The sequence below is a fragment of the Cupriavidus sp. HE11 genome, assembly GCF_056097175.1.
Genome location: NZ_CP184464.1, coordinates 2,304,097 through 2,324,201 on the forward strand (window position 1 = coordinate 2,304,097; position 20,105 = coordinate 2,324,201).

A 20,105-nucleotide genomic window follows, 5' to 3' on the forward strand; every position below is an offset into this window, starting at 1 on the left:
ACCTGCCGTGCCCGCCGCGCCGTCCGCCTGGACGGCCGCGGCCCTGTCTTTCCTTATTTCTGCTTGAGCAGCGGTGCCAGGTACTTGCCGGTAAAGCTCGCCTTGCTGGCCGCCACGGTCTCGGGTGTGCCCTTGGCGATCACCTGGCCGCCGCCCGCGCCGCCTTCCGGTCCCATGTCGATCAGCCAGTCGGCCGTCTTGATGACGTCGAGGTTGTGCTCGATGATGACTACCGTATTGCCATGGTCGCGCAGCTTCTGGATGACGGCCAGCAGCAGTTCGATGTCATGGAAATGCAGCCCCGTGGTCGGCTCGTCGAGGATGTAAAGCGTACGGCCCGTGTCGCGCTTGGACAGCTCCAGCGACAGCTTCACCCGCTGCGCCTCGCCGCCCGATAGCGTCGTAGCCGATTGTCCAAGCCGGATATAGCCCAGGCCCACGTCCAGCAGCGTCTGCAGCTTGCGGCGCACCACGGGCACGGCGCTGAAGAATTCGTGCGCCTGCTCCACGGTCAGGTCCAGTACCTCGGAGATGTTCTTGCCCTTGTACAGCACTTCGAGCGTCTCGCGGTTGTAGCGCTGGCCGTGGCAGACATCGCACGGCACGTAGACGTCGGGCAGGAAGTGCATCTCCACCTTGATCACGCCGTCGCCCTGGCACGACTCGCAGCGGCCGCCCTTGACGTTGAACGAGAACCGGCCCGGATCGTAGCCGCGCTCCTTGGCCGCCGGCACGCCGGCAAACAGTTCGCGGATCGGCGTGAACAGGCCCGTGTAGGTGGCCGGGTTCGAGCGCGGCGTGCGGCCGATGGGGCTCTGGTCGACGTTGATGACCTTGTCGAAGTTCTCCAGCCCCTCGATCTGGTCGTGCGGCGCCGGTTCGGCCGTCGAGCCGTACAGGTGGCGCGCGACGGCGTTGTAGAGCGTGTCGTTGATCAGCGTGGACTTGCCCGAGCCCGACACGCCGGTCACGCAGGTCAGCAGGCCCACCGGGATCTCGGCCGACACGTTGCGCAGGTTGTTGCCCGTGGCGTTGACGATGCGCAGCAGCCGCTCTTCGTCGGGCGCGGCGCGCTTTTTCGGCACCTCGATGCTGCGCTGGCCCGACAGGTACTGGCCGGTCAGCGATGCCGGCGACTGCTCGATCTGCGCGGGCGTGCCTTCGGCCACGATCATCCCGCCATGCACGCCGGCCCCGGGGCCGATGTCCACCACGTAGTCGCAGGCGCGGATCATGTCCTCGTCGTGCTCCACCACCAGCACGGAATTGCCGATGTCGCGCAGGTGCTTGAGCGTGCCGATCAGGCGGTCGTTGTCGCGCTGGTGCAGGCCGATCGACGGCTCGTCCAGCACGTACATCACGCCGGTCAGGCCCGAGCCGATCTGCGAGGCCAGCCGGATGCGCTGCGCCTCGCCGCCCGACAGCGTGTCGGCGCTGCGCTCCAGCGACAGGTAGTCGAGCCCCACGTTGTTCAGGAAGTTCAGCCGTGCCGAGATCTCCTTGACGATCTTGTCGGCAATCTCGCGCTTGGCGCCGTGCAGGTTCAGCGTCAGGAACCACGTCAGCGCGTCGCGCAGCGGCAGGCCGTTGATCTCGTAGATCGCGCGCGCCTGTTCGTCCTCGCCGATCTTCACATGGCGGGCCTCGGTGCGCAGGCGCGTGCCGTGGCAGGCCGGGCAGGCCTGGTTGTTCTGGTACTTGGCCAGTTCCTCGCGCACGGCCACCGAATCGGTTTCGCGATAGCGGCGCTCCAGGTTCGGGATGATCCCCTCGAACGCATGCGAGCGCACCGTGGTGCGGCCGCGCTCGTTGATGTACGTGAACGGGATTTCCTGCTCGCCGGAGCCGTGCAGTACCACCTGCTGCACTTCGGCAGGCAGGTCTTCGAACGCGGTCTCGGTGTCGAATTCGTAGAACGCCGCCAGGCTCTGCAGCATCTGGAAGTAGAACTGGTTGCGGCGGTCCCAGCCCTTGATGGCGCCCGACGCCAGCGACAGGTTCGGAAAGGCCACCACGCGCTTCGGATCGAAGAACGTGATCTGGCCCAGGCCGTCGCAGTGCGGGCAGGCACCCATCGGGTTGTTGAACGAGAACAGGCGCGGTTCCAGTTCCTGCAGCGAATACGAGCAGATCGGGCACGCAAAGCGCGAGCTGAACACGTGCTCGTGGCCGGTATCCATCTCCAGCGCAATGGCGCGGCCATCGGCCAGGCGCAGCGCGGTTTCGAACGATTCGGCCAGGCGCTGCTTGATGTCGGCGCGCACCTTCACGCGGTCCACCACCACGTCGATCGAGTGCTTCTCGGTCTTCTTGAGCTTCGGCAGGCTGTCCACCTCGTAGACCCTGGTCTCGGCCTCGTGGGCCGTGCCACCGCCCGAGCGGATGCGGAAGCGCACGAAGCCTTGCGCCTGCATCGAGTCGAACAGGTCGGAATGCTCGCCCTTGCGGTCGGACACCACGGGCGCCAGGATCATCAGCTTCGTGTCTTCGGGCAGCGCCAGTGCGGCATCCACCATCTGCGACACGCTCTGGGCCTGCAGCGCGATATTGTGGTCGGGGCAGTAGGGCGTGCCGGCGCGGGCGTAGAGCAGGCGCAGGTAGTCGTGGATCTCGGTGACCGTGCCGACCGTGGAACGCGGGTTGTGGCTCGTGGCCTTCTGCTCGATCGAGATCGCGGGCGAGAGCCCTTCGATCAGGTCGACATCGGGCTTTTCCATCAGTTGCAGGAACTGGCGGGCGTAGGCGGACAGCGATTCGACGTACCGGCGCTGGCCCTCGGCGTAGAGCGTGTCGAACGCCAGCGAGGACTTGCCGGAGCCGGACAGGCCCGTGATCACCACGAGCTTGTTGCGCGGCAGGTCCAGGTTGATGTTCTTCAGGTTGTGGGTACGCGCCCCACGGATCTTGATTTCTTCCATATACCGTTCATTCGCCCGGTGGGCGGCCTGCGGTGGGGCAGGTCGGTCCCGCGGAAATTCGATGTGCCTGGCCAGATGCCCGGGGCGCCCCGCAAAAGGGCGCCAACCTGCCGCTTCGCGCACATTTCGCGCCAGGCCGAAGCCGGACGTGATGGAACAAGCGCGAGAAGCAAACCTGCTAATATACCGAACTTCGGTTTCCGGGGTTGCCCGGCGCCAAACGGGCTTTAGACGGCGAGGTGCCGGCGGGGTCGCGGGCATCGCGGCAACGTCTGTTGCATGGATGTCTGCGATGCCAGACAAGGCAATGTCCGGGCAACTTGCGGGCGCCATTGCGTGTCGAAGCTGCCAGGCTGACCGAGCCAGCGACCGAGCCAGAATTCCACATACGACCGCAATGCCGTCGAACCCCCCTTCCACACCAAGTCTTTCCAACGAGTCCACCCGCGCCGAACCCGTGCGCGACCGCATGACCCGGGGCGAATTGCGCGCCAGCCTGTCGCTGGCCAGCATCTTCGCCCTGCGCATGCTGGGACTGTTTCTGATCCTGCCCGTCTTTGCCGAATACGCGCGGACGCTGCCCGACGGGTACGACGCCCAGCGCGTGGGCCTGGCGATGGGCATCTATGGCCTCATGCAGGCCTTCCTGCATATCCCGCTGGGCTGGCTGTCCGACCGCGTGGGCCGCAAGCCCGTGATGGTGGCCGGCCTGTTGCTGTTCGTGGCCGGTGCGCTGATCGCCGCCTATGCCGACACGCTGACCGGCATCACCGTCGGCCGTGCGCTGCAGGGCATGGGCGCGATCTCGGCGGCCATTACGGCCTGCATCGCCGACCTGACGCGCGAGCGGCATCGAACAAAAGCCATGGCGATGGTTGGCGGCAGCATCGGCCTGACGTTCGCGCTGTCGCTGGTGATTGCCTCGCCGCTGCTGCACAGCATCGGCATGTCCGGCATCTTCGGGCTGATGGGCGTGCTGGGCGTGCTGGCCATCGGCGTGACGCTGTTCCTGGTGCCGACACCGCCGCCGCCGCATCCAGTGCAACTGCCGTTCCGCAAGGTGCTGCTCAATGCCGACCTGATCCGCCTGAACGTGGGCGTGCTGGCGCTTCATGCCAGCCAGGTGGCGATGTTCATGGTGGTGCCGGCGATGCTCAGCGACGCCGGCATGCCGCTGGACCAGCACTGGAAGGTGTATCTGCCCGTGGTGCTGGTGTCGTTCCTGCTGATGCTGGCGCCGATGATGGCCGCCGAGCGCTACGGCAAGGTGCGCCCGGTGCTGCTGGCGTCGGTGGCGCTGATGACTGCCGTGCAGCTGATGTTCGCCACCGTTCACGGGCTGTGGCCGATCGTCGGCGTGCTGCTGCTGTTCTTCGTGGCGTTCAACGTACTGGAAGCCATGCAGCCGTCGCTGGTGTCGCGCTACGCGGCCGCCAGCCGGGGCGCGGCACTCGGCGTCTACAACACCACGCAGGCGATGGGCCTGTTCCTGGGCGGCGTGGTGGGCGGCTGGCTGCTCAAGCACGAAGGCCGCCCGGCGGTGTTCGTGGGCTGCGCGGCGGTGCTGTTGGTCTGGCTTATAATCGCCTGGAGCATGAAGGCGCCGCCGGCCCGCAGCAAGGATGGCGCCCCGGCAGTGGCGGCTTAGACACACTTTTTCACCTATCCGCAAAAGCCCGACACGCTTTTTCCCCGTATCAGCGGTAGCATTCGACACGCGCCCGACGGAGCCTCCGAACGGCGCGTGATGTCGTTTACGGTGGGGACGCGGGTCGCCGGCCCGTCGGTCTCAACTCACAATTTCGCGAATCTCGCACTACGTTTAACGCCGCGCTGAAAGGGCGCGGTCCTTGGAGAACTTCTATATGGCATCGGTCAACAAAGTCATTCTCGTCGGCAACCTGGGTGCCGACCCCGAAACCCGCTACATGCCCAGCGGCGACGCCGTGACCAATATCCGGCTCGCAACGACCGACCGCTACAAGGACAAGCAGAGTGGCGAGTTCAAGGAAGCGACCGAATGGCACCGCATCGCCTTCTTTGGCAAGCTGGCCGAGATCGCCGGCCAGTACCTGCGCAAGGGTTCGTCGGTCTATATCGAAGGCCGCATCCGCACCCGCAAGTGGCAGGACCAGTCGGGCCAGGACAAGTACAGCACCGAAATCGTGGCTGACCAGATGCAGATGCTGGGCGCTCGCCAGGGTGGCGGCGGTGGCGATGAAGGCGGCTACGGCGGTGCTGGCGGCGGCGGTGGTGGTTACAGCCGCGAATCGCAAGGCGGCGCCGGTGGCGGTGGCTACGGCGGCGGCCGCGCCCAGGGCGGTGGCGGCGGTGGTGCCGGCCAGCAAGGCGGCCAGCGCCGTCAGCAGCAGGCCCCGTCGAACGGCTTCGAGGACATGGACGACGATATTCCGTTCTAGGTCTTACCTATCGCTTTTTCTGTTGATTGAAGCCCGCTTTCTGTTCAGAGGCGGGCTTTTTTTCTTACCCACACTCGGCTTTATGACCTAGGCTGGATCGGATCTAAACCCGCACTATGAGCAAGAGGTGGGTAAATGGCCGAATATGTCGCTCAGCGCATCCGTTTCGAGAACGGCGAGCGCCACTCCGTCCTGCAGGTGCCCTTTGGGCTGCCGGTTCATGAGGTCACCGTGTACCTCGACAGGTACCGGAGAAAGGGCCGTTCAGCTAACACGATACATCTCGTTTGCTGCGCTCTTGCCCTTTTGTACCGGCAGATGGACGCCACTAATGTAGGGCTCTTGGCTCGACTGAAGGAAGGACAATTTCTCACCCTCGCAGAACTCGATCAGTTAGTGTCGGCAGCGCAGTACCGAATTGGTGATCTGGATGATGAAGCGTGTAAGACTGGGGCAGTTTCCAACGTCGTTAACATCAACCGCATCACCATGCGCAAGAAAAGGGGGCAAGATGAACGTCGGCCTGTCGACCTGCAGACTCATGCTTCCCGTTTGAGGTACATAGCTGACTACCTCGATTTCATATCAAACTACGTTGCAGTCACGCTTAATCGGGACGAGCGTTGCGAACTTGAGGCCGAAACACGCAGAACCCTTACCGCTTTCCGAAAACATATTCCCATGGTGTCGAGGCGGGCCAAGTTGGGTGCCCGCGCCGGGCTTAGCAAGCAGGAGCAATCCCGCGTTTTAGCTGTTGCGCACCCGGAATCCCCCGGAAATCCGTGGAAGCGAGAGTTCGTCCGCCAACGAAACTGGCAGATTGTTGTTCTCCTTTTCGCGACAGGCATGCGAGCTGGCGAGTTGCTGGGGTTGCAGATCAGGGACATCCATTCACACCAGCCAAAGCTACGCATCGTACGCCGGGCCGATGCGAAAGAAGATGCGCGCACAACTCAACCAAACGCAAAAACCTACGACAGAGAAGTTGAACTTCTGCCGGCCCTAATGCGAGCGTTGCAGGCTCATCTCGTAGAGCGCAGAAAAATAAAAAGGGCTCGTGCCGTACCTCAGATTTTCGTCTCGGAAGATGGCAATGCGCTATCGACTCAAAGCCTTGACAAGCTTTTCAGGAAATTGAGGGAAGCTTGTCCCGGCTTGTCGGTTCACCTGACAGCTCACGTGGCCCGGCATACATGGAATGAGCGATTTTCCGAGATGGCTGATGAGATGCGGATTCCAGAGGTGGCGGAGGAGCGCGCTCGCAACAATCAACAGGGCTGGATGTTAGCGCCGATGTAAAACTGCCCCCCCTGCGCCGAAGTAAATCTGACCCACTTGGGTGACGATGGCGGCTTTTTCAGGGCTGCCGATGCTGACCCAGGAGCAAGCAGTGGAGATTCGAGTCATGGCCCGAAGGGGCGAGAGCGTCAGAGCGATCGCCAGGCAGTTGGAGTGTTCTCGCAACACGGTACGCCGGTACCTGCGAGATCAGACAGCACAACGGTATGGTCCGCGGGAGCCGCGCGCCTGCAAACTGGACGAATACAAGGCGTATCTGCAGGAGCGGATCGCGCAGGCACGGCCCCGATGGATTCCGGCAACAGTGCTGCTGCGTGAGATACGCGAGCGGGGATACGACGGTGGCATTAGCCAGCTCAAGGCATGGTTGGCACCCCTCAAGACGAGTGAACCCGAGCCGTTGATCCGGTTCGAGACGGCGCCGGGCAAGCAGATGCAGGCCGACTTCACATACGTTCGCCGGGGCCGCGACCCGCTGCTGGCGCTGGTCGCAACGATGGGCTACAGCCGAGCGAGCTTCGTCAAGTTCGTCGCCACGGCCGGCGAGGATGCGCGTACGCTGTGCGCCGGCTTGCGCGAGGCATTCGACTACTTCGGTGGCGTCCCGGAACACGTGCTTTTCGATAACACCAAGGCGGTGGTCATTGAGCGCGACGCATACGGCGAAGGCCTGCACCGATGGAACAGCGAACTGATGGAACTGGCCGAGGCCTGCGGCTTCACGCCCCGGCTCTGCAGGCCATATCGTGCCAAGACCAAGGGGAAGGTGGAGCGCTTTAACGCCTACCTCAAGGGCAGCTTCGTGGTGCCGTTGGCGGCGACGCTGGAAGCCAGCGGACTTCGCCTGGACGCGAACGTGGCCAATATGCACGTACGCCGCTGGCTCGACGAGGTCGCAAACGCCCGAATCCACGCCACCACGAGGGCTGTGCCGGCCGTGCGGCTTGCTGAGGAGAGAGCGGTCATGCTGGCGGCGCCAGCACTCAACGCACCTCTACAGAAGGCTCAGCGTGTGGCCATGCCCATAGAGAGCCTGCAGCACCCGCTAGCCGTGTACGACGCGTTGCTGGAGGTTGCGCAATGAGCCTGCAGCACGATCGTATCGTCGCGCTATGCGACCAGCTCAAGTTAGTCCGGTTGGCTAGCGATTGGCCGGCGCTGGCGCAGGACGCCGCGCGTCATGAGAAGAGCTTCGCGGACTTCCTCGAGGCCGTGCTGACCGGTGAGCACCAGGCCCGGGAGGAACGCAAGCGCACGACTTTGGGCCGGCTGGCGACGATGCCTACCATCAAGACGCTGGAGCAGTTCGACTGGGCTCAGGCCGCCGGCGCACCCAAAGCGCAGATTGTGGAGTTGGGCCATCTGACCTTCGTCGAGCGTGCGGAGAACGTGGTGTTGTTAGGTCCTAGCGGCGTGGGCAAGACGCATATTGCGCTGGCGCTGTGCCAGCGTGCGGTGATGGCCGGCCACAAGGCCCGCTTCATCACCGCAGCCGACCTGATGATGCAGTTGGCAGCAGCCAAGTCGCAGGGCCGACTCAAGGAATACTTTAACCGGGCGGTGCTGGGTCCGAAGCTGCTGGTGATCGACGAAATCGGCTACCTGCCGTTTGGGCGGGACGAGGCCAATCTGTTCTTCAACGTCGTCGCCAAGCGCTATGAGCGCGGGTCGATGGTCCTCACGAGCAACCTGCCGTTCACACAGTGGGCAGGCGCGTTCGCTGACGATCAAACGCTGACTGCGGCGATGCTGGATCGCCTGCTGCATCACGCCCACATCGTACAGATCATGGGCGAGAGCTTCCGGCTCAAGGACAAACGCAAGGCCGGCCAGGCGGTCAGGAAGGCGATGCAGGTGTAATTGACGGGGTCGCACCACCAGATATTGGCGTGCGGCCAGAGAGGCCCGGGTGGGTCAGATTTACTTCGGCGATCACGCCAAAAGTGGGTCAGTTTTAAATCGGCGTTGACAGCTGGAGCGATAACTCGAAGACGGCAGCTACTTACACCCAGCGGTATCACAATCGAAGGGGGCAGGAACTCTCGTTAAGGTTACAGGAGAATCTCGATGCCACTCTCAAGCGCGACAAGTAAGAGTGCGCCGCCCGTTCACATTCTTCCCGAAACGGCACTGACAAGGAGTGGTATCACTTTCTCACCGAAGAACGAGGTCTGGTCGTGGATCGATGGTCCTTTTCGAGTGCATCTGGATTTTCGCAGGGTCGCTTACCTTGGGCATACCATCCACCACTCTATCAAGTACACCTTCTTCGTGTTTGCCAAACAGAGTGCCACAAGCTCTTTGGCGACTCTCTTCAGCGCGCTTCTGCACTTTCTTGCCTTCCGCAGAGGCGGGTCGGAACTCAAGTCTATCTCAATCGCGAACGTGTCAGATTATGCCGCTAGCCTCGACGAGGCTAACAAATGGCGCGTCGGGACATTGAGAGTCGTACTCAGAACATGGCAAGCACTTGGCGCTGCCGGCGTCGACGCCGATTGTGCGGAGTATCTCCGGGAGCAACGCATACCAGGTAACGAAAAAGGGGCTGCGGTTCGGAGGCACGACCCGGTGAAAGGTCCCTTTAGCGAAACCGAGTACAAGGCGCTCTACAAAGCGGTCGACGCAGCTTACGGCGCTGGTGATATCCCACTTTGGGTCGTTGCGCTCACGCGGCTACTCGTCGCAAGCGGCGGGCGGATTTCTCAATATGCATCCCTGAAGGTTGGAGACCTACATGAGCCGGATGGGAGATTTGTATTGATGCTTCCGCAGGTTAAGACGCGGGAGAAAAACCCTCGTAAGTCTTTCATAGAGGTGGTGCTTAGCCCGCAAACGGGACGTCTAATCAAGGAATACATCGCAAGCTTGCCCTTACAGGAGAAACAAGCGCCGATGTTCCCTCAATGCATTGTAAGCAGTGAACTGTCCTGGGAGAACTATCGCCCAGAAGGGGGTCTGTTCTTCGGACACTGTCTGGCGGGAACTCTTTCCCGAGCCTTTTCCCGGAACATCGCCCGTATTTCTCCGCAGACTGAGCGACTCGACTTCTCCCCCCTTCCCGTGAACACGAAGAGATTTCGATACACACTCGGTACCCGTCTTGTAGAGGAAGGTGCCAGCCGGGCAGTAGTTGCCTCGAGACTTGGGCACATAGACACGCGGAACGTAGATTGTTATTTCGAAGCGTCCCCTGCCATTGTTGAGAACATTGACAAGGCAATAGGGCGTCAGTTGGCGCCACTGGCAATGGCATTTAGGGGGCGGTTGATTCAGGACGAGGAGCATTCCACGCACAAAGGTGCTCTGGGCAGCCGAATCATCGACTTTCGGGTCTCCAGCCAGCCTATCGCAAGCTGCGCGGGTCTCGGTGCCCATTGCGCGTTCAACAAGCCAGTGGCCTGCTACACGTGTTTCAGATTCGAGCCGTGGCTCGACGGACCTCACGAGCAAGTGCTGAAGCGACTCCAGGGCGAGCGCAGTAAGTGGGCTGATGACGAGCGCATGGCGGCCATAAACGATGATGCAATCGAGGCCGTAAAGGAAGTTTTGGCAGAGTGCTCCAAGGCTCGCACTTTTCGAGCAAACGGTGGCTCGACGTGAGCTCCAAGGTTCTCCACTTCACACCCAGAAGCGAAGCTAGTGCCAGCGTCAACTTGGCGGAATTCGTCCAAATGTGCCGTAAGTCCAAAGTTCTGAACGCCGATCGACAGTTCGACGAGAATGTATGGGACATTGGTTATTTCAAGGGTACAAATTCCGTTCATCGAGCGGTGTTTACCACCTTGGAGGCGGCACGCACGCGCGCCAACGAACCACCGCTGCCGGAGCCCTTCCTAGCATTTGCCAAAGCCACGCTCGTTTATCTCCAAGCCCGTCGCCCGGTAAAGTCGCAGAACCATAGAGTCGCCGCACTGCGACATCTGGAAGCAGCGTTGCGCGAATGGAACAAGGGCGCGCATCCCACCGCCGTGAACTGCGAAGTTCTGGATACAGCTGTCGAACTCGCGACGAAACATCTTTCGAAAAGCGTCGCAATCCAAGTTGGTTGCCAGCTTGAACGTATTGCACAAATGATGCATGCAACGGAGATCATTTCTCTCCGGCAACGATGGATGCATGGGATAGGTTACCCCAGAAGTTTTTGGTCAAGAATCTCACAAGAGGCCATCGAAGCCAGGCAAAAGAAACTACCATCAGCGGCGGCCCTGCGTGCACTGGCCGCGATTTTCCAGGAGGCTGTGACACCTATCGATGTCCTGGTCTCAAGCAATGCCGCGCTTATGCTTTGTGCGCCGGAACGCATCAATGAGGTATTGAGACTGGATCGGAATTGCATCGAAAGGGGGGATGGAGACTACGCGGGAAAGCTAGGAATTCGATGGCCGGGATCGAAGGGGACACGGGACACTATCAAATGGTTTCCTACCAATATGGCTCCGGTGGCCCTACAAGCCGTGGAAAATTTGCTCAGAATTTCGTCGGCCGCCCAAGAAATTGCCGCTTGGTACACAACTAACCCCAAGGAAGTCTATCTGCACGAAGGTGCCGCCCATCTTCGTGGTCAGGAGATACTGCGTCTCGCCGACATTGCGATCATACTGTATGGAGAGCGCGAGGCCACTGACGGCGCAAGGATGTGGACCAATCATCATCAGCTGAAAAGCGTAAGCCGAGAGGGTAGGCATATCTGTTATCGATTTGAGGATGTGGAGCAGAAGATCATATCCATGCTCCCAGCTACCATGCCGTATGTGCCCGGTGCACCAACTCTCCTATGCAAAGATTCAATTGCAATTTGCCGATGTCGCGAACTGCATGCTAGGCGTAATCCTTACCAATGTATGTTTTCATGTATCGGCTATGGGGCGATCGCGCGGATGCTTTTCCGGCATGACGGTAGAGCGAGCATATTTGATCGTTTCAACTACGTGGAAGACGATGGATCGCCGATTGAAATTACCACTCACATGTTGCGTCACTACCTTGTTGATTTGCACGGAAAACGGACCCAGCATTTGCATCGAAAATTGACCCACCCTGGGTTCATGCTTCGTCTTGAGGCGGTGTTTGCTTGGCGGTCCGTTTCTCCTTCTTGGGTTGAGTGGTGCTGTGCTTGAAGCGGTAGCTGTCGTTGCCTGTCTCCACGATGTGGCAGTGATGTGTGAGGCGGTCCAGTAAGGCGGTGGTCATCTTGGCGTCACCGAACACGGCCGACCACTCGCCAAAGCTCAGGTTTGTCGTGATGATCACACTGGTGCGCTCGTATAGCTTGCTGATAAGGTGAAACAGCATGGCGCCTCCAGCCTGGCTGAATGGTAGATAGCCCAATTCGTCCAGGATCACCAGATCCGTGTACATAAGTCGCGTGGCCATGTGGCCTGGTTTGCCGGTCGACTTCTCTAGCTCCAGCAGGTTGACCAGTTCGACCGTCGAGAAGAACCTGACCCGGCGATGGTGATGCTCCACAGCTTGCACGCCGATGGCGGTCCCAATGTGCGTTTTGCCCGTACCCGGTCCACCTACCAAGACGACGTTGTGGGCCGACTCGAGGAACTCGCATCGATGGAGTTGCCGCACAAGAGCCTCGTTCACTTCACTGCAACTGAAATCGAAGCCGACCAGATCCCGATACGCCGGAAACTTGGCCACCTTCATCTGGTAGGCCAGGGACCTGACCTCGCGCTCCGAGAGTTCGGCCTTGAGCAGCCGCGACAGAATGGACACCGCAGCCTGGTAAGCGGGTGAGTCCTGTTCCGCCAGATCGCCAAGCGCCTGCGCCATGCCATGAAGCTTCAGCGCCTTGAGCATCTCCACCATGACCTCATGCTGCATGATTGACCTCCCGCAGCGTGTCGTAGCGGCCAACATTGGCCTCGGGCTCGACGCGTAATGCCAGCGCCTGCGGGGCGGTAATGGGCGAAATGGGCTCGCCCTGCAGCAGACGGCTAAGAATATTGAGGACTGTCTGCTTGGAAGGCGCGCCGGTCTCCAGCGCAAGCTCAACGGCCATCAGCACTGCCTGCTCATCGTGCAACAGGACCAGCGCCAACACCTCCACCATCTCGCGATCGCCACCGGTTCGCTTCAGCAAGATGCGCTGCAGACGCTTGAATCCATCGGGAAGCTCGGCGAATGGCGCGCCGTTGCGTAGTGCACCGGGCTTGCGCTGCAGAACGGCCAGATAGTGACGCCAGTCATAGATCGTGCTGCCATGGCCGTGGCTTCGACTGATGCAGCGTACGTGCTCGGCAATGACATGCCCTTCGGCAACGAACACCAGGCGCGAGGCATAAACACGCAAGCTGATGGGCCGATTGGCATATGAGGCTGGCACGCTGTAACGGTTGCGATCAAAGTGTACGAGGCAGGTCGGCGAGACGCGCTTGGTGTGCTCCACGAAGCCATCAAACGCCTGACCTACGGGCATGAGATGGGGGCGTTCCTGAGACCACGCTTCCCATATCGTCATGTCGAGCTCGGGGTGACGGGTCTGTTGCCAAAGCAGCACGCACTGATCGGCCAACCAGTCGTTGAGCGCGTCGAGCGAGCCAAATGACGGGATCCGCTGCCAGATGCGATGGCGGCTGTCCTGGACGTTCTTCTCTATCTGCCCCTTCTCCCAGCCAGAGGCCGGATTGCAAAACTCGGCATCGAACAGGTAATGGCTGACCATGGTGCTGAAGCGCAGGTTCACGTCGCGCAGCTTGCCGCGCCGAACCCGATCCACCGCCGTCTTCATGTTGTCGTAGATGCCGCGCCGCGGGATGCCACCCCAGGCAGTAAAGGCGTGCTGATGGGCATCGAACAGCATCTCGTGAGTCTGCAGGAGATATGCGCGTAGGAAAAATGCCCGGCTATGGCTGAGCTTGAATTGCGCGACTTGCAGCTTTGTACGCTCGCCGGCAATGACTGCCCAGTCCTCGCTCCAGTCGAACTGAAAGGCTTCGCCCTCGGCAAAACGCAAAGGAATGAACGTGCCTTTGCTCGCGGCCTTCGATTGCTGCTGTAGCTCCTGGCGCCAGCGGCGTGCGAAAGCCGCCACGCGGTCATAGGATCCGGTGAATCCGAGTGCACACAAGTCAGCGTGGATTTGCTTGAGAGTACGCCGTTGCTTGCGCGGCTTGTTGGCTTCGGTCTTAAGCCAGGCCGACAGCTTGGCGGCGTAGCCGTCGAGCTTGCTGGGGCTGTGTCGCGTCGGATAGGCAGGCACCGTGACGTCTGCACGCAGGTAACGCCTAACGGTGTTGCGGGAAATACCAAGGCGCCTGGCGATCTCGCGAAGCGGGATCTGGTCGCGCAGGTGCCAGCGTCGAATGATGCTCAAAATGGCCACGTCGATCACTCCGAACTCCCGCCCGTTGCCGAGCAGGACAGTGTTCTACACGTGGGTCAACATTCGATGCAAATTACCGGGTCAGGTGGGTCAGTTCTCAGTGCAAATCAACAGGGAGCACGACCGGCAAGGTCAGCAACGAGGCGCTGGTCAACTCGGCGGTGATCGGCAGCTACGCGCCGCTGATCATCCCAGATTGCGGTGGTGTGTCCTGTTCGGGAAACACGACGACAGGGCTGCCGACCAACGTCACGTTGGGTGACCTGGCGCGCAACGCTGACGGCAAGACCATCTCGCCGGTTCTTGGCTACATCCCCCACTATGGCGATGGAGAAAGCGGCTCGACCTACTACTTGCCGCAATGGCACCTGGGTACCGATCCGGGCTCAGGTGACTCCGTCAGTAATATCCCTGTGCCGGTCCTGGCGCTGCCGACCGTCGACCGCACCATCGTCAGTCAGAAGGATGGGACTGCGGGCCAGATCGTCAGTGGCGGCGATCTGAGCATCACGGCTGGCGCGCTGTCGAACAAGGGTGGCATTGTTTCGGGCGCGAAGGACGTCACGCTCAACGTTGGGAATCTCGATAACGGCCGCTCCGCCACCCTGCTGAACAGCGTCACGGATACCGTGAATCAGGCCGACCTGAATGCCTTCATGGCGCAACTGAAGGCTATGGCGCAGCCTGGCAGCAGTTCCATGTCCGGCTTCGATCAACTCATGTATGGCAAATTGCCGCCATCATGCTCGGGTGATAGTTGTGGTGCCCCGCGGTACACGGCGGTGCCGATGGCGATCGGCATCGATGCTAACGGTGCACAAGTCGCTACACCCAGCCAATCGTCGGTGACTTCCCAACTGGGCAAGGCGGGCCAAATCACGTCGGGCAGCAACTTGGCCCTGAACGGCACCGGCGACCTTACCAACGCGGGCGATATCGCCGCGGCCGGTAATGTCAAGATCACCACCCCTGGCACCTTCACCAACAAGGGCGTATACGAAGTCAGCGTTTCAACGAAGCTGGGCTGTGTGCCCGGTGGCGATTGCCCGGATGACAGCTACCAGACCGTGCAGTCGGTCGACTGGAAGCAGACGCCGTCCACTATCGCCGCGGGCAACACGCTGACAATCAATGCTGGTGGCGTGCAGAACCTCAATGCCACGCTCGCGGCTCAGGGCAATGTCGACATCACGACCGGCGGCACCGTGACCAACCGGGCCGGTGCGATCCAGTCTATCTCCGCCGATGTCTCGATCACGGCGGCGGCGCTGGTCAACCAGTCGCTCGATCCGATCAAGCTGAACAAGAGCTATGGCGGTCAGAACCCGGCATATGCGGGCGGCTGCAATCCTGGCGGCACCTATGGCAACAGCCAGTGCCGCGCCACCGAGGACGCCGCCGCCGGTCCGGCCGCGGTAATTTCCGGCGCGCGCGACGTGACGATCCAGACCGGATCGCTCAGCAACAATGGGGCCCTGATCAGCGGCGGCCGCAATGTCAACGTGCAGGCCAGCGGCGGGGTAGACAATACCGCCATCGCGCTCAATGCCGACTGGATTGGGCGCTGGCAGGAAGATCGCAGTGGCGGAGATCGCTGGCACGATACCGGCGGCCGTTCGGTGCTCGGCAGCATCGCGTCCGGCATCCAGGCGGGCGATGCGTTGACCGTCAATTCCGGCGGTCAGATCGTGAATACTGGCAATCTGTTGGGCGAAGCCGTCGACCTGACCGGTGGGTCAATGGTCAACGGCATCACCAGTCCGAACCAGCCGACGCCGCCGACCGCGCCTCCACAGCAGGTCATCCCGCTCGGCCCGGCGCCCGTGCCGGCCGGTTCGCTACCGCCCACGACGCCGGTCACGTCGGACCCGACCGCTCCGTGGCAATTCACGCCGGTGGTGGTGGCCACGCCGACCGCACCGACGGCCACGACACCTCCTGCCGTCGACTGGCATTTCAATGCCAAGCCGGATGGTACGCCGATAACCACACCCACGACGTCGAGCGACCGTGCGCAGTACGTCAACCCGAAACCGGCTACTGGCGTGCTGGCTGGCGTGACGCCAGACAGCCTGTTGGGCCAACTGCCTCCGGAACTGCGTCCGGGCAACGTGACGTTCTACTACGACCCGTATACCGAGGCGCAACAGCTGCGGCAGGCCGCGTTGGCGCAGACGGGGCAGGAGAGCTTTATCAGCGGCTTGTCCTGGGACAGCCAGAATAACCTGTCGGTCTCCGACCAGGAAAAGCTGGTGCTCTACAAGAACGCTGCCGATTACGCGAAGGAACATAACCTGGCGCTGGGCCAGGCCCTGAGCGTTGATCAGGTAAAGGCGCTGGACGCGCCGATGCTGTGGTACGTCGAACAGGCGGTGCCCGATCCCCGATGCATGCTGGCCAGCACGGTCTGCCAGAGCGTCAATGCGCTCGTGCCGCAGGTTTATCTGCCTGAGGGCTATGCACAGGCGCTGGCGATGCCTACGGGTGGCACGATCAGCGGCGAGAACATCAAGCTGACCGTTGAAGGTCAGCTTCGCAACACCGGCCAGGTCGTCGCGCGCGACACGCTGACGGTCAAGGCCGAAAGCATCGACCTGAGCCCGAACGTGGTGTCGATTGGCACCAACGCCTACAAGGCGCAGGGCGGCTGGAACGTGGTGACCGGTACCGTGGTGCAACCCGGTGGTTTCCTGTCGGCGATGCACATGGACATCGAAGCCGACAGCATCCGCGCCATCAATGACGCGTTCCGCGTGACTCGCGCAGACGGGTCGGTCGACGCGGACGCCAGCGCCGCACTGGTGGCGCAGCTCAAGGAAAGCCTGGGCTTGAACTACACCGAAGGCACGGTCGCCGACGACATTCATACGCAGTTCATCAAGGAAAAGAAGGGCGGCTTTGGCATCATCGCCATGGTCGTTGCGGCGATTGCAGCAGTGGCTCTGTCAATTGTGCTCGGGCCCGAAATTCTTGCTGCATTCGATGCGTTGATTGATCCGATCGCTTTCGCGGCGATCAGCCCGGCGCTGATGGAGGTCGCTAGCGCTGTTTCGTATGGGCTGGCGGCGGGTGTTACAGGCTTCGCGGCCAATGCGGCAACTCAGTTGATCGGCACTGGCAAGTACGATATTGATTCGGGCCTGAAGACGGCAGCAACTGCAGGTATCACGGCAGGGTTGATCGCTGGCTTCGTCGGCAACAGCGGAATCAACACGTTCGGTACTGCAACGCAAGCTTCGCCAGAAACGACACTGGCAAACTACGGTAGTACGGCATTGAACGTTGGCGAACGTGGCTTGATCACTGCGACCGTCAACACTGCCTTCAACGGCGGGAGTTTTGGGCAAGCGCTCTTGAAAAGCGTGACGACCGATATCGCCGCATTAGGGGCAAATCAAATCGGCACGTCTACCGTAGCTGGGTCTTGGCAAAGCGTGATCGCCCATGCCGCATTAGGGTGCGCCGCCGGAGCGGCGGCCGGCAGTAATTGCGAATCGGGTGCCATTGGCGGCGCAACGGGGGCATTGCTGTCACCGGTGTACGCGGGCTTGATAAGCGGCGGCGATCCAAATTTGACCGATGTGCAGAAAGCAGCCATTACAAGCCTTTCGATGCTGTCAGGGGCCGGCGTGGCGGCAGCACTTGGGCAAGACGCCGTGGCGGCTGCGGGCGCAGCTCAGAATGAAACGTTGAACAATTGCCTTGGTCACCCTGATAGCTGTACCCAGCTTGTGAAGAACTGGGTAGCAAGCTGGTCTACCGATCCAGGCATGCTGACAGCGTTCCAGTTGATGGAAATGTACAGCGTCATGCCGGCCAACATTGGGCCGATTGGTCAGACTGAAGGTGCGCTGGCCAGAGCCGGTAGTGTTACAGCGGCGGATGGTCTAGCTGCAGCGGGCAGTGCGGCTGGCTTTGAAACATCCAATCTCGAGAGTAAGCTGAGCGGCTATCTCCTTAACTCAACGCACCCGCAGAACCAAACAAAGGCGAACTGGTTCAGCCAAGCCTTGGGCTTTGATCAAAGTAATTGGCAGGATCTGGCGTCGCAACTGCGATTCGATCCTGCCACGGCAGTGCCGACGAAAACCGGTCAGTTCGGTCAGACCTATGAGCAAGTCATCCCAATTACTGGAGCCAATGGAAAGACCATCAATACCACGTTTGTCTTCATGAAGGACAACTCAGGTACTGTTCGATTCGTAACGGGGATACCTGCAAAGAAATGAAAATATTGAGAGAAAACGATACATTTCGCCTGCCTAGGGCAGTGGAAGGCACCGTAATAGGCGCACACGAGGTCGTTATCTTGCCAATGGGGCAACTAGTCACAGTCGTTCTCGTGCACGGTGACGCTCTCGCGCCAATAGCATACGAAGTGGAAGCGTTCTTGGACGAGAGCAGCCGGTATGTACTGGCTACCGTTGAGGCTAGCGACTTTCAGTAATACATGACCCGGCTTCGGCCGGGTTCGTCGTCTCTGCGGCCTGCGTAGTTGGTGCCATTGGGGGAGCATCTTCTGCTGCCCTTACACCATTCATCGGTGCTGCGGTGGTGGGCAGCGGTGCAGCATCGCCGGAACAAACGGCGGTGATTACGGCGCTGTCAATGCTGGCTGGTGGTGGAATCGCATCAGCACTGGGGCGTGATCCGCTGGCGGCAGCCAATGCGGCGCAGAACGAGACGCTGAACAACTGCTCCATGCACGAGTGCTGGAGCGGGGTGAAGGAAAAACTGACGAGCTTGGGATCGGCATTCATGGACTGGATGGCCTCGCCAGAAGGTCAGTTGACCACCACGATGATGGCCATCCAGGGCGACATGGGCGGCGGCCTCGGCGGCCTCGGTGGCACCGGCGGCGCAGTGCGGAATGCTGCAACTGAGGCACTTGAAACTGGGGTCGCTGGAGCGGCGGCAGGAACTGCAAATGCGCTTGCGAAGTATGGAAACTCAGCGACGAAGCTTACCCATATTTTTGACGACCCCACTCATGAACTCGGATCTTTGGTTACGCAGTACGGCAGCAATGAAGCTGCGTTTGCGGCCGTAGATGTCGCTGCGCAGCAATTGGCGGGACAGCCTGGCGTAGTGACCAAGTGGATCAACGTGGGTGGGACACCGGTTTGGGTACGCGGGGTTACAGTCAATGGTGCTTTCAGAATTGGTACATTCTCAGGTAATACAGCCAACCCGAAGTACCCGTTACCGTGAAAAAAGATATGGGAATCAAGCCAGAAGAGTTCGAACTGAAAGTGATGAAGCTTGCTCTGCGCGGAAAGGCGGCTTGGGTTCGGGAGATGCGAAATCAGCTGCCGTATCTGACAGTTGTAGGACGTAGATCAACCGGAAGTGGCTTCACCACTGATTTCTACTGTGCCAACGATGCTCATCCAGTTGTCGTCCCTAGGGCCTTAGATGGACTTCCCGTAAGGGAATATCCACCTGTGGTCAACGCTCGACGTCGTAATCCCACAGAGGGTCTGGTTAGCTTCATTGTGTGGCTGGGCCCGGATGGAAGGATTCGGCAATTGGAGGCGTGCCCATTGACAGACGATCAGTGGCCAGATGCCTTGTTTGAAGGTTTCTACGCGTTTCAAGACGATTCGGGAAGCATCATCGAAGAATAGGTTGCGACGTCACGGGCAAGGGCGGGTCAGCTGCTGTTGACTCTAGCAGTTGTTACTAGCTCGGTCGAATAGCGCGTCTGGGGCAAAAACTCCCACCCGTACCCGCGTCGGGGCAATCGTCGCCCGCAAAGCCAGGCTGCATCTAGGTTTGCGGGCCGTCGCGAACGTGGGACACGTCGGGTGCTGGATATAGGGCGATAATCGACCCTGAGCGGACGGTGGGCTCGCCGACTCTTACTTGGCAACTGCCGGGATACAACGGTCGTTCATGCGTTGAGTCGCCCTGCGTTGAGCATGTAGGCACAGCGGTCCTCGCGGTCCGGGTGCAGCGATTCAGGCTTCGAGTGGTGCCGTCGAATGGACGGCGGATTGCGCCATCAAAGTTCCTTAGCGCCGAAAGTTCCATACGTCTCACCAATACGCGACCATGGGAGCGCGGCTCTCGCCAGCGACGCGCACGAAGTCCAGGAGAAATTTCCCTGCTCCCGAGTAGCCCGGCCAGCCTTCA

At 60.8% G+C, this 20,105-nt stretch carries 13 protein-coding genes; 10 read left to right on the plus strand and 3 right to left on the minus strand.

What is annotated here, in order from left to right; translation table 11 throughout:
* Window positions 1-53 precede the first annotated feature (53 nt).
* Entirely contained in the window at window positions 54-2,918 is a 2,865-nt protein-coding gene (gene uvrA / locus ACOABP_RS10730) for an excinuclease ABC subunit UvrA (RefSeq protein WP_474224952.1), read from the minus strand.
* Between the two features lie 397 nt (window positions 2,919-3,315).
* Between uvrA and ACOABP_RS10735 the strand changes: the two genes are divergently transcribed.
* From ACOABP_RS10735 to ACOABP_RS10765, 7 genes are all read left to right on the plus strand, one after another.
* Window positions 3,316-4,566 (plus strand): MFS transporter, encoded by a 1,251-nt coding sequence (locus tag ACOABP_RS10735; protein WP_474224953.1) that lies wholly within the window; start codon window positions 3,316-3,318, stop codon window positions 4,564-4,566.
* A 217-nt stretch (window positions 4,567-4,783) separates the two neighbouring features.
* Entirely contained in the window at window positions 4,784-5,338 is a 555-nt protein-coding gene (locus tag ACOABP_RS10740) for a single-stranded DNA-binding protein (RefSeq protein ID WP_474224954.1), read from the plus strand.
* 135 nt (window positions 5,339-5,473) lie between these two features.
* A complete protein-coding gene (locus ACOABP_RS10745) occupies window positions 5,474-6,637 on the plus strand; it encodes a tyrosine-type recombinase/integrase (RefSeq protein WP_474224955.1) in 1,164 nt (387 codons plus the stop codon).
* Between the two features lie 70 nt (window positions 6,638-6,707).
* Window positions 6,708-7,721 (plus strand): IS21 family transposase, encoded by a 1,014-nt coding sequence (gene istA / locus ACOABP_RS10750; RefSeq protein ID WP_474224957.1) that lies wholly within the window; start codon window positions 6,708-6,710, stop codon window positions 7,719-7,721.
* The gene (istB, locus tag ACOABP_RS10755) at window positions 7,718-8,497 is read left to right on the plus strand and encodes an IS21-like element helper ATPase IstB (RefSeq protein ID WP_474224958.1); all 780 of its coding nucleotides are present in this window, start codon (window positions 7,718-7,720) and stop codon (window positions 8,495-8,497) included. The genes istA (ACOABP_RS10750) and istB (ACOABP_RS10755) overlap by 4 nt, the downstream gene beginning before the upstream one ends.
* A 207-nt stretch (window positions 8,498-8,704) precedes the next feature.
* Window positions 8,705-10,237, plus strand: coding sequence for a site-specific integrase (locus ACOABP_RS10760; RefSeq protein ID WP_474224959.1), 1,533 nt, complete (start codon window positions 8,705-8,707; stop codon window positions 10,235-10,237).
* Window positions 10,234-11,754, plus strand: coding sequence for a hypothetical protein (locus ACOABP_RS10765; protein WP_474224961.1), 1,521 nt, complete (start codon window positions 10,234-10,236; stop codon window positions 11,752-11,754). The genes ACOABP_RS10760 and ACOABP_RS10765 overlap by 4 nt, the downstream gene beginning before the upstream one ends.
* Here the strand turns inward: ACOABP_RS10765 and istB (ACOABP_RS10770) are convergent.
* Complete coding sequence (gene istB, locus ACOABP_RS10770; RefSeq protein ID WP_066736875.1) at window positions 11,681-12,469, minus strand: IS21-like element helper ATPase IstB; 789 nt, start codon at window positions 12,467-12,469, stop codon at window positions 11,681-11,683. The two genes, ACOABP_RS10765 and istB (ACOABP_RS10770), sit on opposite strands and share 74 nt — an antisense overlap.
* Entirely contained in the window at window positions 12,459-13,979 is a 1,521-nt protein-coding gene (gene istA / locus ACOABP_RS10775) for an IS21 family transposase (RefSeq protein ID WP_474224628.1), read from the minus strand. Before istA (ACOABP_RS10775) ends, istB (ACOABP_RS10770) begins: the two co-directional genes overlap by 11 nt.
* Before the next feature lie 152 nt (window positions 13,980-14,131).
* On the opposite strand from istA (ACOABP_RS10775), the gene ACOABP_RS10780 reads away from it, so the two are divergent.
* The 3 genes from ACOABP_RS10780 to ACOABP_RS10790 all read left to right on the plus strand — a co-directional run bounded on the left by ACOABP_RS10780 (window position 14,132) and on the right by ACOABP_RS10790 (window position 19,597).
* Window positions 14,132-18,199 carry a DUF637 domain-containing protein gene (locus ACOABP_RS10780; protein WP_474224962.1) on the plus strand — a complete coding sequence of 1,356 codons (4,068 nt, stop codon included), beginning with the start codon at window positions 14,132-14,134 and terminating at the stop codon, window positions 18,197-18,199.
* 325 nt (window positions 18,200-18,524) lie between these two features.
* Window positions 18,525-19,181, plus strand: coding sequence for a VENN motif pre-toxin domain-containing protein (locus tag ACOABP_RS10785; RefSeq protein ID WP_474224963.1), 657 nt, complete (start codon window positions 18,525-18,527; stop codon window positions 19,179-19,181).
* Window positions 19,178-19,597, plus strand: a complete 420-nt coding sequence (locus tag ACOABP_RS10790; protein WP_474224964.1) for a hypothetical protein — start codon at window positions 19,178-19,180, stop codon at window positions 19,595-19,597. The genes ACOABP_RS10785 and ACOABP_RS10790 overlap by 4 nt, the downstream gene beginning before the upstream one ends.
* Window positions 19,598-20,105: the final 508 nt, after the last annotated feature.